Here is a 14,377-nt window from a genome sequence, read left to right as displayed (position 1 = left end):
CAGGGGGCCTCGAGCAGGCCCGGCGGGGTGGCTGTCAGAACATCGAAGGACAACAGATGGCGCTGCGCATCCGCCCGAGGTCGACATGAATCCGACCTACGAGGTGAGTGGAGCGGGCAGCGAGCATGTTCACAAGAGTCAGCGGGAACGGCTGACAAATCAACCCATCATCCTGCATCGCGAGATGCGATCTCACGATGTGGCTATCTCCATCAGTCTGGTGGGAATTCTTCCACGCCTGAAATCGTGCAGGCAATGGGACTTGTACAAGCGATCTTGTCTAATTACCCTGGAAGGCATGTCACCCAAGAAGGCCCGCACTCCCGGAGCGTCCCGGGTCCAGGCCGTGGATCATCCGTTACGGCGCCGACTGCTGGACCTCCTGGCCGTCGACGGACCGTCCACAGTCTCGATCCTGGCGGCCACCACAGGGGAGATGGTCGGCAACATCAGTCATCACCTCAAGGTGCTCGCGACCGCCGGGGTGATCGAGGAGGTCCCCGAGCTGGCCAAGGACAAGCGCGAGCGGTGGTGGAAGAGCGTCTGGTCGTCGTACTCGTGGCGTCTCGGCGATGACGAGCCGGGCGCGGAGCTGATCGGTGGCGTGGCCGAGGAGAGCAATGTCACGTACCGCGCGGCCAAGGTTCGCGACTGGGTTGCGCGTCGCCCGGAGTACGGCACGGCGTGGGCCGAGGCGGAGTTGACGCTCGATGTCTGGCTGCGCCTGACGCCCGAGCGGCTCGCCGAGCTCCGCGGCCGGCTGCAGGACGTTCTCGAGGAGTACGTCGACCAGCCCTCGACCGAGCCGGATGCCGAGCCGGTGTATCTGTTCGCCCAAGGGGTGCCGGCGCAGCCCTGACCCCTGTACTTTTCCTCGGATCAACAGGAAACTTTCCTAACTGTTGATGGAGGAGGTCGTGGTGAAGGCGTTGCGGCGGGTGGGGTCGGTAGTGGTGGCGGCAGGGCTGGTGCTGGGGTTCGTCGGTCCGGTCTCGGCAGATGTCGGCGCCGGAGGCGCGGTCCGGGTCAATCAGCTCGGGTACGGCGCCTTCGACGGCAAGGCGGCGTATGTCCTGAGCCAGGGTGCTGTGACCGGCCGCGCCTTCCGGGTGGTGGACGGCCACGGCCGGAAGGTGCTCACCGGGCGCGTCGGCGCCGAACTGGGGGAGTGGAACGCGAAGTACCAGCACGTGTCCGCACTGGACCTCTCACGCTTGTGGGTGCCGGGGACGTATCGGGTCGAGGTGCCTGGGGTCGCGTCGTCACCTGCCTTTGTCGTCCGCGCTGATGGTGACGCGCTCGCGACGTCGGCGAAGGACAAGGCGGTGACGTTCTTCACCGAGCAGCGCGACGGAGCAAACGTCGTACCGGGGTCGCTCGGGCGCAAGCCGGCGCACCTGACGGATCGGTCGGCGTCGGTGTATGAGACGCCGACGTTCGTCGACCCGGATACCGATCAGACGGTGGGGGAGTTGCGCCGGATCGGTGGTCCGGTGGACGTCGAGGGCGGCTGGTACGACGCCGGGGACTACCTGAAGTTCACGCACATCGCGGCGTACTCGGAATCGTTGCTGTGGGCATCGACCCGGGACGCGCGGCAACCGGATCGCAAAGTACTGAACGAAGCTCGGCACGGGCTCACCTGGCTGGACAAGATGTGGGACGAGCGGTCGAAGACCCTCTACATCCAGGTCGGGGTCGGGACCGGGAACGCCGAAGAGACGTTCATCGGGGATCACGACATCTGGCGGCTGCCGGAGGCGGACGACCACCTGACCGCTCCGGCTGAACGTCATCTGCGCAACCGGCCGGTGTTCCGCGCCGCGGCTCCGGGCAAGCCGATCAGCCCGAACCTGGCCGGCCGGACGGCGGCCGCCTTCGCGCTCGCGGCCCAGGTCGAGGCGCGGACCGATCGCAAGCTGGCTCGCAAACACCTGGAGACCGCGGCGCAGATCTACGCAATGGCGAAGACCACTAATGTCGGCCAGTTGGTGACGTCGTTGCCGTTCGCGTTCTACCCAGAGTCGGCGTGGCGGGATGACCTCGAGTTGGGTGCGACTGAACTGGCGCTGGCGGCTCAGCGGTTGGGCGATCGACGGGCATCCGGTTGGGTACGGCAGGCGTCGTACTGGGCCGATCAGTATCTGCAGCACGAGGCGGGCGGCGACACGCTCAACCTGTACGACGTGAGCGCGCTGGCGCATGCGGACTTGATCCGCGCGGCGCGGTCGGACCGTCCGCTGGTTCGCAAGCTGACGGGTGATCTGCGGGTGCAGCTCGAGATCGGGGCCAAGCGTGCCGCCGGTGATCCCTTCCGGGCGGGGGCGGAGTACGCCAACTTTGACGCCGTACCGCACACCTTCGGCCTGTCCGCGACCGCACGCCTCTACCGCAAGGCGACCGGAGACCGCCGGTACGACGCCTTCGGGGCGCAGCAGCTCGACTGGGCCTTCGGGGCCAACGCGTGGGGTGTGTCGTTCATGGTCGGCGTCGGCGCGAACCCCGGCCGTTGCCCACACCACCAGATCGGCAACATCACCGGCCGCCAGGTCGTGGGTGCGGTGGTCAACGGGCCGAACTCGGCCGAGCTCTTCGAGGAAGGGCTTGGTGACAACCTCGACGGCATGAATCCGTGCCCGGCCAACGGCGTCGACGCCTACGCCGAGTTCACCGGCCACGGCTCGCGCTACGTCGACGACGTCCGCTCCTGGCAAGCCTCCGAACCCGCCGACGACTTCGCCGCCATCGCCGTCTACGCCCTCACCCGGTGATTACAGTTGCGGGGTGCTGAGTGCGGGGGAGATCGCGGCTGGGGTTCGGGCGGGTTCGCTGGATGCGGTTGAGGTTGTCGAGGAGGCGCTGGACGCGGCGCGCCGGCTCGATCCGGTGCTGCATTTCCTGGAGGAGCTTGATGCCGGTACGGCGATTCAGCTGGCTCGCGAGGTGGACACTTCCGGGGCCCTGGCCGGGGTGCCGTTTCTGGTGAAGGCGCGGACGCCGCCGGAGTCGCCGATCCTGGAGCGGTTGCTGGCGGCGGGGGCGATCCCGATCGGTACGGCGACGCGGGCGCGGCCGGGTCCCGGGTCGCAGACGTATGGGTGGAACGGGTCCGAGTACACGCGGAACCCGTGGGATGTCACGCGGTCGCCAGGCGGGTCGACGGCTGGGGGAGCGGCCGCGGTGGCGGCGGGCGTCGTACCGCTGGCGACTGGTGGGGACAGCGGTGGGTCGCTCAGGATTCCGGCGTCGTTCTGTGGGTTGGTGGGGTTCAAGGGGACGCTCGGGCGAGTGCCGCGCGCCGTCGGGCGGGCGCTCGGTGGGTTGACGACCGCCGGGGTGATCGGCGCGAACCTGGACGACGTGATGCTGGCGACGAGTCTGGTCAGTGGACCGCATCGGCTGGACCCGACCGCGTTGCCGCACTGGCCGGTGCCGATCCTTGCCGACGGCCCCTTTCGGGTCGCCTACCTGTCCAGCCTCAGTTCGTACGCCGTGGATCCGGGCGTCGATCGGGTTGTGCGTGGCTGTTTGTCAGCGGTTGAGGTGGTCGACGTACCGCTGGACCTGCTCCCGACTGATGACGCGTGGCAGGCGTTGTCCGCGCTGGACGCCGGACGCGGCGTCACCGCGGCAGAAGCCTCCCGCGCCCGCCAGGTGCGGGATCACAACAACACTGCGCTTGCCGATCTGTTCGACGTGGTCGACGCGCTGGTGACGCCGACGACGCTGACCGTTGCCCACGGCTACGACCAGTCCAACGAGAACATCGTCGTCGGTGACCCGTGCTGGGCCTTCAACGTAACCGGGCATCCGGCCGTGAGTGTGCCGGCCGGACTGCTCGACGGGCTTCCCGTCGGAGTGCAGGTGGTCGCGCCGCATGGCGACGACGCGACCGCGCTGGCGGTGGCCAAGCAACTGATGGTCAGCGTGGATGTTCGGCGCGCCAGTCCTTCATGGTCTGCTCGAGATCGGCGTGCACGAAGCTGAAGAAGTCGGCGGCCTCGGAGAGCCGGCGGCCGACGGTCGTGTCGGGGCCGAACAGGCTCGCGCCGTAGCTGCTGCTGGCGGCCCACTCGGTCAGCGCCTGGTTGCGGCGTTCGAGGATCGCGGCGAAGACGTCCTCGCGAATCCGGTAGTGGTCCTTGCGCGAACCGGGCATCCGCTCCCGCGAGATGAACGACATCTGGATCAGCTGCCGGACCGCGCCGGAGACCGCGGGCTGGCTGATCTTCAGGGTGTCGGCCAGCTCGGCCGCGGTCATGGTCCCGTCGGGACTGACCAGCATCCGGCCCATCACCCGGGCCGACATCGTCGGTACGCCGCTGTTCGCCATCACACCCGCGAAGCGTTCGACGTACTGACTGATCTCTTCAGGGGTGGGCGCCATGATTGAACCTTACACAAACGAGCACCCGTCCCGCGGCTGCGGAAACGGGTGCTCGTGAGGGTGATCAGCTGAGCTCGAGGCCCGGGTAGAGCGGGTGCTTGTCGAGGATCTCGGCCGACGCGGCGCGGGTCTTGTCGGCGACTCCGTCGGCCAGCACGTACTTGGCCTTCGAGGGCGCACCGGCGGCCGTGGTGGTCGGCGTGGTCGCGGACAGCACGTCCACGATCAGCTCGGCGACCTTGTCGAACTCGTCGGCACCGAACCCGCGCGTGGTCAGCGCCGGCGTACCGATCCGGACGCCCGAGGTGTACCAGGCGCCGTTCGGGTCGCGGGGGACCGCGTTGCGGTTGGTGACGATGCCCGCGTCGAGCAGTGCCGACTCGGCCTGGCGGCCGGTGATCCCGTACGACGAGACGTCGAGCAGGACCAGGTGGTTCTCCGTACCGTCGGTGACGAGCTTGACGCCACGCTTCATCAGACTCTCGGCGAGGGTGACCGCGTTGTCGGCGACGGCCTGCGCGTAGGTCTGGAACGACGGCTGGCGGGCCTCGGCCAGCGCGACCGCCTTGGCGGCCATCGTCTGGCTGAGCGGGCCACCGAGGACCATCGGGCAACCGCGGTCGACCGACTCGGCGTACTCGGGCTGGCAGAGCACCATGCCGCCGCGCGGTCCGCGCAGGGACTTGTGCGTGGTGGTCGTGGTGACGTGCGCGTGCGGTACCGGGTCGAAGTCGCCGGTGAAGACCTTGCCCGCGACCAGACCGGCGAAGTGCGCCATGTCGACCATCAGGGTCGCGCCGACCTCGTCGGCGATCTCGCGCATCTTGGCGAAGTTGACCTTGCGCGGGTAGGCCGAGTAGCCGGCGATCAGGATCAGCGGCTTGAACTCACGGGCCTTGCGGGCGACCTCGTCGTAGTCGAGCAGGCCGGTCTCGGCGTTGGTGCCGTAGGAGTGCTGGTTGAACATCTTGCCGGAGATGTTCGGGCGGAAGCCGTGGGTCAGGTGGCCGCCGGCGTCCAGCGACATGCCGAGCATCTTCTGGTCGCCGAGCGCCTTGCGGAGCTTGGTCCAGTCCTCGTCGGACAGGTCGTTGACGTGCTTGGCGCCGACCTCGGCCAGCGCCGGGGACTCGATCCGCTGGGCCAGGATCGCCCAGAAGGCGACCAGGTTGGCGTCGATCCCGGAGTGCGGCTGGACGTAGGCGTGCGGGGCGTCGAAGAGCGCCTTGGCGTGCTCGGCCGCGGCGGTCTCGACCGTGTCCACGTTCTGGCAGCCGGCGTAGAAGCGGTGCCCGACGGTGCCCTCGGCGTACTTGTCGGACAGCCAGTTGCCCATCGTCAGCAAGGTGGCGGGGGAGGCGTAGTTCTCACTCGCGATCAGCTTCAGCGAGGAGCGCTGGTCGGCCAGCTCGGCCTTGATCGCGCCCGCGATGGTCGGCTCGACCGAGGCGATCACCTGCAGGGCGTTGTTGTACGCGGCCGACGCAGCGGCGGCGTCGAAGGGTTGGTGAGTCATCGAAGTCTCTCCTGCGGTTGCAGTGGGTCGAAGGCACCCAGGCGCACGGTGCCGACGGGTTTCGCTCCCCGGTGGTTCTCCACCTTCAGCGCGCCAGTCGCGACAGCGGTCAGCCTATCGTGCGCTCGACGATGTCCCGGAACGGCGTCGTCCGCGGCAACGTCCCGAACACGCCGCCCCAGTCGCCGGCCAGTCGCGACGCCACGAACGCGTCTGCAACTGCTGGCGTCGAGTAGCGCACCAGCAGGGAGGCCTGCAGGCACAACGCCATTCGCGCCGCCAATCTCCGCGCTCCGGCCTCAGCACCTTCGATGTCGGACAGAGCCTGCAGTACGTCGCTCACTGCCGCGTCCAGGCGGTGATCAGCGCCCTGCGCCGCGCCGACCTCCAACAGCCAGGCCTCCAGGGACTCCGGTCGCCGGAGCGCGCGCAGTACGTCGAGCGCATTCACGTTGCCCGACCCCTCCCAGATCGAGTTCAACGGCGACTCCCGGAAGAGCAGCGGCAGTCCGGACTCCTCCACGAACCCGTTCCCGCCGAGGCACTCCAACGCCTCCGCCACCAGGAACGACGTCCGCTTGCACACCCAGAACTTCGCCAACGGCAACCCGATCCGCCGGAACGCCCGGGCGCGCTCGTCATCGGGTGCATCAACCGCCGCTGCCAGACGCATCGAGAGAGCGGTTGCTGCTTCGCTCTCGATCGCCAGGTCGGCCAGCACGTTGAGCATGGCGGGTTTGTCGATCAGGAGGCCGCCGAAGGCGCTTCGGTGCTGGGCGTGCCAGGTGGCTTCGACGAGGGCTCTTCTTTGCAGGGCCGCGGAGCCCAGGACGCAGTCGAGGCGGGTGGCCGCGACCATCTCGATGATGGTGCGGACGCCGGCGCCTTCATCGCCCAGGCGGTAGCCGATGGTGTTGTGGAACTCGACCTCGCTGGAGGCGTTGGAGCGGTTGCCGAGCTTGTCCTTCAGCCGCTGCAGGGCGAACGTGTTCCGGTTGCCATCAGCAAGGACTCGCGGTACGACGAAACAGCTCAACCCGTCCGGCGCCTGCGCGAGCACCAGGAACACGTCGACCTGCGGCGCGGAGCAGAACCACTTATGCCCGTTCAGCAGGTATTCCTCGCCGGTGGGCGTCGCCGTCGTCAGGTTGGCCCGGACATCGGATCCACCCTGCTTCTCGGTCATCCCCATCCCGGCCAGCACGCCACGCTTGGCTGCCCCGGGCAACCGGCGTACGTCGTACTGGGTCGCAGCCAACTGCGGAACCCACTCGGCTGCGAGCCGATCGTCAGCCCGCAACGCCGGTACGGCGGCGTACGTCATCGAGATCGGGCAGCCGTGGCCCGGTTCGACCTGCGACCAGACGTAGAACCCCGCGGCCCGCGTCAGATGCGGCGAAGGTCGGTCACTCGTCCACGGCGCGGCCTGCAGCCCGAAGCCGACGGCCTGCTCCATCAGCCAGTGCCACGACGGGTGGAACTCGACCTCGTCGACCCGGTTCCCGTACCGGTCGTGAGTCCGCAGAACGGGTGGGTACTGGTTCGCCGGGAGAGCATGAGAGAGCGCTTCCTGCGATCCCGCGAGCGCTCCGATCCGGACCAGACCGGGATCGTCGGAGAGGTCGGCGTACGGGCGCAAAGCGTCACCGAGAGCCGCGTCCCGGGTGAAGAAGTTCACCCCTTGCAGTGGGGGAGCCTGATTCGTTACAGCGTTTGGGTCCGCCATATCAGTACGGTAAGCGGTATGGCACGTTCAGGGGCAGGGCCCGCGAGTGGGAGCTCGGTCTCCTTGGCATGGGTCCGCAAGATCCCCTCGACGATCTGGAAGCTGCTCACCCAGACGGTCGGGGAGTGTCTGCGCTACCGGGTCACCGGGCTGGCCGCCGAGGGAGCGTTCTTCGCGATCCTCTCGCTGCCGCCGCTGATCTTCGGGCTGGCCGGAAGCCTCGGGTACATCAGCCGCTGGCTCGACGTCGTCCAGATCGCGAAGATCAAGCTCGAGATCGCGGAGCTCGCCGCGAGAGCGCTCACCGACGACTCCGTGAACAGCGTCATCGTGCCGACCCTGGACAAGGTCCTGAACGGCGGCCGCCCGGACGTCATCTCGATCGGGTTCGTGCTCGCCCTGTGGTCGGGCAGCCGGGCGCTGAACGTCTTCGTCGACACCATCACGATCATGTACGGGATGGGCGGCAAGCGCGGCATCGTCCGGACCCGCGCGCTGTCCTTCACCCTGTACAGCGTCGCCCTGGTCATCGGCGTGATCGTGCTCCCGCTGGTGCTGGCCGGGCCGGAGGCGGTCGACCAGATCCTGCCGGCCCGCCTGGACTTCCTGAACCAGCTGTACTGGCCGGTCGTCACGATCCTGTCGGCGGGCTTCCTGAACACGCTCTACCACGTCTCCGTACCGGTCCGGACGCCGTGGGTCTCCGACCTGCCGGGGGCGTTCCTGGCGCTGTCGATCTGGATCCTGGGCAGCTTCGTGCTGCGCTGGGTCCTGCAGAGCACGGTCGGCGGTACGTCGATCTACGGTCCGCTCGCGGCACCGATCGCCGTACTGATGTGGCTGTACATGACGACGATCGCCGTACTGATCGGTGCTGCGTTGAACGCGGTCGTGAACCGGCTGTGGCCGGCCCGGACGCAGGACCCGCCGCTGCCGAAGTTCGCGGACGACGACGAGGTCGAGCCGGTGATGAAGGCCGAGCCGGACCCGCACCACCACGACGGGCCGGACCACGCCGAGGTGCCGGACGGGCATGAGCGGCCCGAGCTGCAGATCGCGCGCAAGCTCGAGAAGCTGGCCGAGCCCTTGCCGGAGCCTTTGCCGGCGCCCTCGCCGGAGCCTGCGCCCGCTGCGGCCAAGGCTGAGGCCGAGCCGCCGAAGGCAGCCGTCGCCCCGGAGACGGCTCCCGCGGAAGAGCCGGCGACGGCGGGAACCGAAAACCCGGTGCGCACGACGAATCGGACGACATAGGCTGGTCGCGTCGCGATCACCGGTCCTCGATCAGGACCCGCAGGAACAGGAAGGGAGGCCCCCGCCATGAGCCATTACCAGGCCCAGCACCGGGCCGATGTCTCCCGTTTCGTCCGTCCGCTGAGCTGAGCTCGCGGCCGGACCTTCCGAAAGGTTCGTCATGTCCGTGACACTCGAGGCTCTGGGACTGGACAGCTCCACAGCCGAATTCTTGACAACTGTTCCGGCCGAGCTCGTGCCGGGACGCGTCGCCCGCGTCGACAAGGGCCTGGCGACAGTTCTGACCGAGGACGGTCCGGTCCGCGCCACGTGGTCCGGCGGGCTCCTCGGTGCGATCGCCGGTGATCCGCACGCAGCGCCCTGCACAGGGGACTGGGCGGTGCTCCGCCATTGGCCCGACGACCGCATCACGCTGGAGTCGCTGGCTCCACGCCGTACGGCGATCGTCCGCGCTGAGGTCAGCGGTACCTCGAAAGGCCAGATGCTGGCCGCGAACGTCGACGTGATCGCGATCGTGGTCGGCCTGCATCCGGAACCGAACATCGGCCGGATAGAGCGCTTTCTCGCGCTCGCGTGGGAGAGCGGTGCCCGGCCGGTCGTCGTACTGACGAAGGCAGACCTGGTTGGCGATGCGGTCGCCATCGCCGAGGATGTGGCAGCTGCCGCACCGGGAGCCGACGTACTGGTCTGTAGTACAGCCACAGGTGAAGGCCTGGACGCGGTCCGGGACCTGCTCGCGGATGACGCGACGCTGGCGCTGCTCGGGTCGAGTGGCGCGGGCAAGTCGTCGCTGGTGAACGCGCTCGCCGGCGTGGAACTGCTGGACGTGCAGGAGATCCGCGAGGATGGCAAGGGCCGTCATACGTCGGTACGGCGTGAGCTCGTCGTACTGCCCGGTGGTGGAGTGGTGATCGACACACCGGGGCTGCGGGGGATTGGTCTGCAGGAGCATGGTGAGGGGCTGGCTGCGGCGTTCCCTGATGTGACCGCGCTGGCGGAGTACTGCCGCTTCAAGGACTGCTCTCACGACGGTGAGCCGGGCTGCGCTGTGAAGGCGGCGCTGTCCGACGGCACGCTTCCGTACCGGCGGTACGAGAGCTGGGTGCAGCTGCGCAAGGAAGCGGCGTACATGGCGCGGCGCTCGGATGCGCGGGCGCGTGCGTTGGCGAAGAAGGAGTGGGTGCGGGCAAGCAAGTCGTACCGCCGCGACATCAAGCCGCGTTAAGTGATCGGGACGGTGGGGCGGGGAAGGAATCAAGTACTGACATGATCGGTGTATGGATCGCGCCGTACTGATCACTGGAGCTTCGCGCGGCATCGGTGCCGCAACCGCCCACGCCTTCGCCGCCGACGGCGACCGGGTCGCCGTCCACTACAGCTCGTCCCGCGAGTCCGCCGAGAAGGTCGTGGCGGCTCTCCCGGGCGACGGGCACGTGCTGGTTCACGCCGACCTCGCCGACGCGGACGCCGTACAAGCAATGGTGGACGAAGCAGCCGCCGGCCTGGGCCGCATCGACGTCCTCGTCAACAACGCCGGCGTCTACCACCCGCACCGCATCCGCGAAACGACGTACGCCGAATGGCAGCAAGCCTGGACCGACACCCTCGCCGTCAACCTCCTAGGCCCCGCCAACGCCACCTGGTGCGCCGTCCGCCACATGTCCCGCGGCGGCCGCATCATCAACGTCTCCTCCCGAGGCGCCTTCCGAGGCGAACCCAACCAACCCGCCTACGGCGCCTCCAAAGCCGCCATCGTCTCCCTCACCCAGTCCCTGGCCCGCGCCCTGGGCCCCGAAGGCATAGCCGTCACCGCCATCGCCCCCGGCTGGACCACCACCGACATGGCAGCACCAAACCTCGCCGGCGAAGGCCACAACCGCCGCCGCCTCGAAAGCCCCCTCGAACGAGTAGCCGCCCCACCCGAAGTAGCCGCCGCCATCCTCTACCTGGCCAGCCCCGCCGCCGAGTTCGCCACCGGCACCATCCTCGACTTCAACGGCGCCTCCCACCTCCGCATGTAGTAGCGGACCCCCATCACCCACCAACCGCCTCCACCACACCTCAAAACCAACAACCTGAGCGTCCACCCCCACCCACCCGTCGACTTACTGGGTGATGGCGGTCCGCCCGCGCCGGCGAACCGACCCACCGCCGCAACCTGCGAACCGGCAGTGAGCCGGCCCGAGCGCGCAACCGAACCACCGCGCCCGGCCCCACGCCGCCGACGCGAATCGAGCCCCGCCCAACTGCCCGCGAACACTGACCAGGCCCCACCTCGAGGCGGACCCGAACAAGCACGCCCCCACCCCCGCACCCCCGAAACGAAGCGAGCCCAAGCCCCAGCCCGTGAACCACAAACGAGCCCTGGGCGAGCACGTGAACGGGGAGCGAGCCCCGCAGCCAGTGAACCGCGAGCGAGCCCCGGCCGAGCGCGTGAACAGGGGAGCCAGGCTCAGCCCGAGCGCGGCACCGTATCAGCGGGCCCCGACCCCACGCTGCCAATGCGAAGCGAGCCCCGCCCCGAGCATGTGAACGGGTGCGAGCCCAGCCCGAGCGCGGAACCGAACGAGCGCGCCCCAGCCCCAAGCCGGCCGATGCGAAGCGAGGCCGTAGGGGGTGCGGGTGGCGAAGCCCCCGCCCGCGCCGAGCGAAGCGAAGGCGCACAAATGACGAAGGCGACCAGGTCCCCGCTTTCTGGGGACACAGGTCGCCTATCGGCTTCGTGGACGATACTGGGATCGAACCAGTGACCTCTTCCGTGTCAGGGAAGCGCGCTACCGCTGCGCCAATCGTCCAAGCAACTGCAAACCATCAGAGGTGGAGACGGGATTCGAACCCGTGTGGACGGCTTTGCAGGCCGCTGCCTAGCCTCTCGGCCACTCCACCAGGCGTGAAGCCTGGCTCGTACAACCAACTCCGAGCGGACGACCGGGCTCGAACCGGCGACCTTAACCTTGGCAAGGTTACGCTCTACCAACTGAGCTACGTCCGCACTACGACCGGTTTGGTGTTCTCCGGCGCGAGCAGAACAGTAGCGCACTTTCGGCGTCTTCCAAAACTGAGTTTTCACGCCTGAAAACAGCCTCATCTGTCCCACAAGTACCACGTGTGCTGTCCACTCAACACGCCGAGAATCCATCAGATTTCGGCCCCTCATCCGGCCCCCATCACCTCGATCGGAAGCCCGTCCGCGTGCACCAGGACGCGCCCTCCCAACGCCCTCGGCAACCGCACCACCGCCATCCGGCCGATCGCAGCCAGCGGCATCGGTGAGCCCGGCCGATACGGAACCTCCTCGATGTCGACCAGCACCGCCGTGGCCGACTCGTGCACCGCCCGCAGCCGCACTGCGGCGTACGACGGCAGACACCCCTGAAACAGCAGCCGGATCGTCCGCCCGCCATCCATCAGCGTCGACGCCGTCAGCCCCGGCAACCCACCCCGCCACCGAGTGCTCAACCTCTCGGGCCACCACACCCGCGACGCGACCCGTTCGTCCAGCGCGAGCAGAGCCGGGAATCCGCCACCCACTCGCGTCCTCGGCAACCGCTCAGAAAACTCAAGCCGGTACGCCGGTAGTGGCCGGTGCCCGGGGTCCGTCCGGAACTCGGGCCACACGAACTGCATCCTCGTCACGCGCACCGGCTCGGAGCCGTCGGGATGCGTCGGCTGCAATCGCTCGAGCATCCCTGACGGCAACTCGACGTCCGAAACCACCGGGCGTGCACCCAGTACGCGTTCTCGCTCCTCGATCCGCGGCAACTGGCCCGGACCGATCGCGGCGTCCATCAAGACGATCGGCCGCGGCTCCCGTCGTACCGGAAACTCGTCCCACAACGCCAGCGCCTCTTCGACCGGCATCGCGCCGCCCCCTTAGTCCAGGCAGAACTCGTTTCCCTCGACATCCAGCATCGTGATGCAGGACTCGTTGAACCCATCAGCCTCTTGGATCTGGAAGACCGTCGCCCCGAGTTTCTCCAGCCGCTCCTGCTCAGCCTTCAACGCGGCCAACCGCTCCGCGCCGACCATCCCTGTCCCCACCCGCACATCAAGGTGCACCCGGTTCTTCACCACCTTGCCCTCGGGCACCCGCTGGAAGAACAACCGGGGCCCCACACCATTCGGATCCACACAAGCAAACGCAGACCCTTGCACGTCAGCCGGCAAGGACACGTTGAACGCATCCCACGACTCGAACCCCGGCGGCGGCGGAGGGACGACGTACCCCAGCACCTCACACCAGAACCGAGCCACCCGCTCGGGCTCAGCACAATCAAAAGTCACCTGAACCTGCCTGACCGATGCCATCCCAACACCCTAGACACGTTCGTAGAATGCCGTCACATGAGTAAAACCCCGGAGACCATCCTCTGGCTCGGTGGACCGGCGGCAGCAGGTAAGACGACGGTGGCCCTGCTGCTCGCCCAGAAGCATGGGCTCCACTACTACAGCCTCGACGCGCACGCCCGCCCGCACGAAGAGCGCGCAGCCGCGGCCGGCCTCCACGTCCTCGGTACCGGTCCGGGCGACTTCGATCGCAAGCCGATGATCATGGACGATCTCGAGGCCCTGCGGGCAGGCGTTGTGGTCCTCGTCGAAGGCGCGGCCATCACCCCCACCATGGCGGGGACCGCCGACAACGCCCTCTGGCTCATGCCCTCCCAGGACGAACAATTGGCCAGGCTGCAACGCCGTCACCCCGAAGGCATCCACCACGGCTACGCCTGGGGCTGGACGCTCATCCAGTCCCAACTCGAAGGAACCTCCGCCATCGTCCTCACCGTTGACGGTCAGAGCATTGACCAAACCCTCGCCGCAGTAGAGCAACAGTTCAGCGCACTCCTGCCGACCGCAAAGGCCCGCCGATGAGATACGTCTACCTGGTCACCCATCCTGAAGCCCAGCATCACGTCGACGGGTTGGTGGGTGGTTGGTACGACTCGGCCCTCACGCCTAGGGGGCATCAACAGGCGGAACGGATAGCCGACGTACTGCAGGCCAAGATCGGCGCGAAGCCGGTCGAGGTTCACGCCTCAGACCTGCGCCGTACGACGCAGACCGCCGAAACCATCGCCGCTCGCTTCAACACCAAGGTGCACCTCGACCCTCGTCTCCGCGAACGCACCAACGGCGAAGCCGACGGCCGTCCCCAGTCCTGGCTGACAGAACGCCGCATCCCGCTGCCCGAGTACGGCGATCGCCTAGCCCATCATGACGGCCCTGAAGGCGCAGAGACCCGCCTGCACCTAGTCGAGCGTCTCTATCCAGCCCTCGAAGAAATCCTCAGCCGCGAAGCCGAGACCCAAATCATCGTGTCCCACGGCAACGCCACCAGCTACCTGATCTCAGCCTGGCTAGGCGTCCCCATGCAGAACACCGACCGAGGCTTCTTCCCCCTGACCTCAGGCGGCATCACCACCCTCCGCCGCAACGACACCCACTACAGCAACCAGGTCCTAGCCCTCAACGAAACCGACCACCTGGACGTCTAGCGTGT

General features: G+C 68.0%; 13 protein-coding genes, 3 tRNA genes and 1 riboswitch. Of the genes, 8 read left to right on the top strand and 8 right to left on the bottom strand.

The window, feature by feature from the left end:
- Positions 1-298: 298 nt before the first annotated feature.
- Genes ACIA49_RS23605 through ACIA49_RS23595 form a run of 3 tightly spaced genes read left to right on the top strand, consistent with a single transcriptional unit; the run spans position 299 to position 3,987 of the window.
- The gene (locus tag ACIA49_RS23605) at positions 299-859 is read left to right on the top strand and encodes a winged helix-turn-helix domain-containing protein (protein ID WP_396379466.1); all 561 of its coding nucleotides are present in this window, start codon (positions 299-301) and stop codon (positions 857-859) included.
- 46 nt (positions 860-905) lie between these two features.
- Positions 906-2,771: a glycoside hydrolase family 9 protein gene (locus ACIA49_RS23600; protein ID WP_396379465.1), complete on the top strand. Its 1,866-nt coding sequence runs from the start codon at positions 906-908 to the stop codon at positions 2,769-2,771.
- Between the two features lie 13 nt (positions 2,772-2,784).
- A complete protein-coding gene (locus ACIA49_RS23595) occupies positions 2,785-3,987 on the top strand; it encodes an amidase (protein ID WP_396379464.1) in 1,203 nt (400 codons plus the stop codon).
- Here ACIA49_RS23595 and ACIA49_RS23590 read toward each other — a convergent pair.
- The 3 genes from ACIA49_RS23590 to ACIA49_RS23580 all read right to left on the bottom strand — a co-directional run bounded on the left by ACIA49_RS23590 (position 3,923) and on the right by ACIA49_RS23580 (position 7,629).
- A complete protein-coding gene (locus ACIA49_RS23590; RefSeq protein ID WP_396379463.1) occupies positions 3,923-4,387 on the bottom strand; it encodes a GbsR/MarR family transcriptional regulator in 465 nt (154 codons plus the stop codon). The genes ACIA49_RS23595 and ACIA49_RS23590 overlap by 65 nt on opposite strands.
- Positions 4,388-4,451: 64 nt before the next feature.
- Entirely contained in the window at positions 4,452-5,903 is a 1,452-nt protein-coding gene (locus tag ACIA49_RS23585; protein ID WP_396379462.1) for a glycine hydroxymethyltransferase, read from the bottom strand.
- A 28-nt stretch (positions 5,904-5,931) separates the two neighbouring features.
- A riboswitch (ZMP/ZTP riboswitch) is annotated at positions 5,932-6,014 on the bottom strand.
- The gene (locus ACIA49_RS23580; RefSeq protein ID WP_396379461.1) at positions 6,013-7,629 is read right to left on the bottom strand and encodes an acyl-CoA dehydrogenase family protein; all 1,617 of its coding nucleotides are present in this window, start codon (positions 7,627-7,629) and stop codon (positions 6,013-6,015) included. Its footprint overlaps the riboswitch before it by 2 nt.
- An 18-nt stretch (positions 7,630-7,647) precedes the next feature.
- On the opposite strand from ACIA49_RS23580, the gene ACIA49_RS23575 reads away from it, so the two are divergent.
- From ACIA49_RS23575 to ACIA49_RS23565, 3 genes are all read left to right on the top strand, one after another.
- On the top strand, positions 7,648-8,880 hold the full coding sequence (locus ACIA49_RS23575) for a YihY/virulence factor BrkB family protein (RefSeq protein ID WP_396379460.1): 1,233 nt from the start codon (positions 7,648-7,650) through the stop codon (positions 8,878-8,880).
- Positions 8,881-9,040: 160 nt separating this feature from the next.
- Positions 9,041-10,105, top strand: coding sequence for a ribosome small subunit-dependent GTPase A (gene rsgA / locus ACIA49_RS23570; RefSeq protein ID WP_396379459.1), 1,065 nt, complete (start codon positions 9,041-9,043; stop codon positions 10,103-10,105).
- A gap of 52 nt (positions 10,106-10,157) precedes the next feature.
- On the top strand, positions 10,158-10,901 hold the full coding sequence (locus ACIA49_RS23565) for an SDR family NAD(P)-dependent oxidoreductase (protein ID WP_396379458.1): 744 nt from the start codon (positions 10,158-10,160) through the stop codon (positions 10,899-10,901).
- A 702-nt stretch (positions 10,902-11,603) separates the two neighbouring features.
- Here the strand turns inward: ACIA49_RS23565 and ACIA49_RS23560 are convergent.
- From ACIA49_RS23560 to ACIA49_RS23540, 5 genes are all read right to left on the bottom strand, one after another.
- Positions 11,604-11,675, bottom strand: a tRNA-Val gene (locus tag ACIA49_RS23560).
- 20 nt (positions 11,676-11,695) lie between these two features.
- A tRNA-Cys gene (locus ACIA49_RS23555) sits at positions 11,696-11,766 on the bottom strand.
- Between the two features lie 33 nt (positions 11,767-11,799).
- Positions 11,800-11,872, bottom strand: a tRNA-Gly gene (locus ACIA49_RS23550).
- Between the two features lie 161 nt (positions 11,873-12,033).
- Positions 12,034-12,741: a hypothetical protein gene (locus tag ACIA49_RS23545; RefSeq protein ID WP_396379457.1), complete on the bottom strand. Its 708-nt coding sequence runs from the start codon at positions 12,739-12,741 to the stop codon at positions 12,034-12,036.
- Positions 12,742-12,753: 12 nt separating this feature from the next.
- Positions 12,754-13,188 carry a VOC family protein gene (locus ACIA49_RS23540; protein WP_396379456.1) on the bottom strand — a complete coding sequence of 145 codons (435 nt, stop codon included), beginning with the start codon at positions 13,186-13,188 and terminating at the stop codon, positions 12,754-12,756.
- Between the two features lie 36 nt (positions 13,189-13,224).
- Between ACIA49_RS23540 and ACIA49_RS23535 the strand changes: the two genes are divergently transcribed.
- Together ACIA49_RS23535 and ACIA49_RS23530 are read left to right on the top strand one after the other, a co-directional pair.
- Complete coding sequence (locus ACIA49_RS23535) at positions 13,225-13,749, top strand: hypothetical protein (RefSeq protein WP_396379455.1); 525 nt, start codon at positions 13,225-13,227, stop codon at positions 13,747-13,749.
- Complete coding sequence (locus ACIA49_RS23530; protein ID WP_396379453.1) at positions 13,746-14,372, top strand: histidine phosphatase family protein; 627 nt, start codon at positions 13,746-13,748, stop codon at positions 14,370-14,372. Before ACIA49_RS23535 ends, ACIA49_RS23530 begins: the two co-directional genes overlap by 4 nt.
- Positions 14,373-14,377: the final 5 nt, after the last annotated feature.

The sequence above is a fragment of the Kribbella sp. NPDC051587 genome (assembly GCF_044453945.1).
GTDB lineage: Bacteria > Actinomycetota > Actinomycetes > Propionibacteriales > Kribbellaceae > Kribbella.
Note: the sequence above shows the minus strand (reverse complement) of the source record. Positions and strands in the feature narration are given on the sequence as shown.

Bases quoted from the DNA above. Each gene is read 5' to 3' on its own strand.
- ACIA49_RS23605 (WP_396379466.1), top strand. From the start codon at position 299: ATGTCACCCAAGAAGGCCCGCACTCCCGGAGCGTCCCGGGTCCAGGCC.
- ACIA49_RS23600 (WP_396379465.1), top strand. From the start codon at position 906: ATGGAGGAGGTCGTGGTGAAGGCGTTGCGGCGGGTGGGGTCGGTAGTG.
- ACIA49_RS23590 (WP_396379463.1), bottom strand. From the start codon at position 4,387: ATGGCGCCCACCCCTGAAGAGATCAGTCAGTACGTCGAACGCTTCGCG.
- ACIA49_RS23585 (WP_396379462.1), bottom strand. From the start codon at position 5,903: ATGACTCACCAACCCTTCGACGCCGCCGCTGCGTCGGCCGCGTACAAC.
- ACIA49_RS23580 (WP_396379461.1), bottom strand. From the start codon at position 7,629: ATGGCGGACCCAAACGCTGTAACGAATCAGGCTCCCCCACTGCAAGGG.
- ACIA49_RS23575 (WP_396379460.1), top strand. From the start codon at position 7,648: ATGGCACGTTCAGGGGCAGGGCCCGCGAGTGGGAGCTCGGTCTCCTTG.
- rsgA (WP_396379459.1), top strand. From the start codon at position 9,041: ATGTCCGTGACACTCGAGGCTCTGGGACTGGACAGCTCCACAGCCGAA.
- ACIA49_RS23565 (WP_396379458.1), top strand. From the start codon at position 10,158: ATGGATCGCGCCGTACTGATCACTGGAGCTTCGCGCGGCATCGGTGCC.
- ACIA49_RS23545 (WP_396379457.1), bottom strand. From the start codon at position 12,741: ATGCCGGTCGAAGAGGCGCTGGCGTTGTGGGACGAGTTTCCGGTACGA.
- ACIA49_RS23540 (WP_396379456.1), bottom strand. From the start codon at position 13,188: ATGGCATCGGTCAGGCAGGTTCAGGTGACTTTTGATTGTGCTGAGCCC.
- ACIA49_RS23535 (WP_396379455.1), top strand. From the start codon at position 13,225: ATGAGTAAAACCCCGGAGACCATCCTCTGGCTCGGTGGACCGGCGGCA.
- ACIA49_RS23530 (WP_396379453.1), top strand. From the start codon at position 13,746: ATGAGATACGTCTACCTGGTCACCCATCCTGAAGCCCAGCATCACGTC.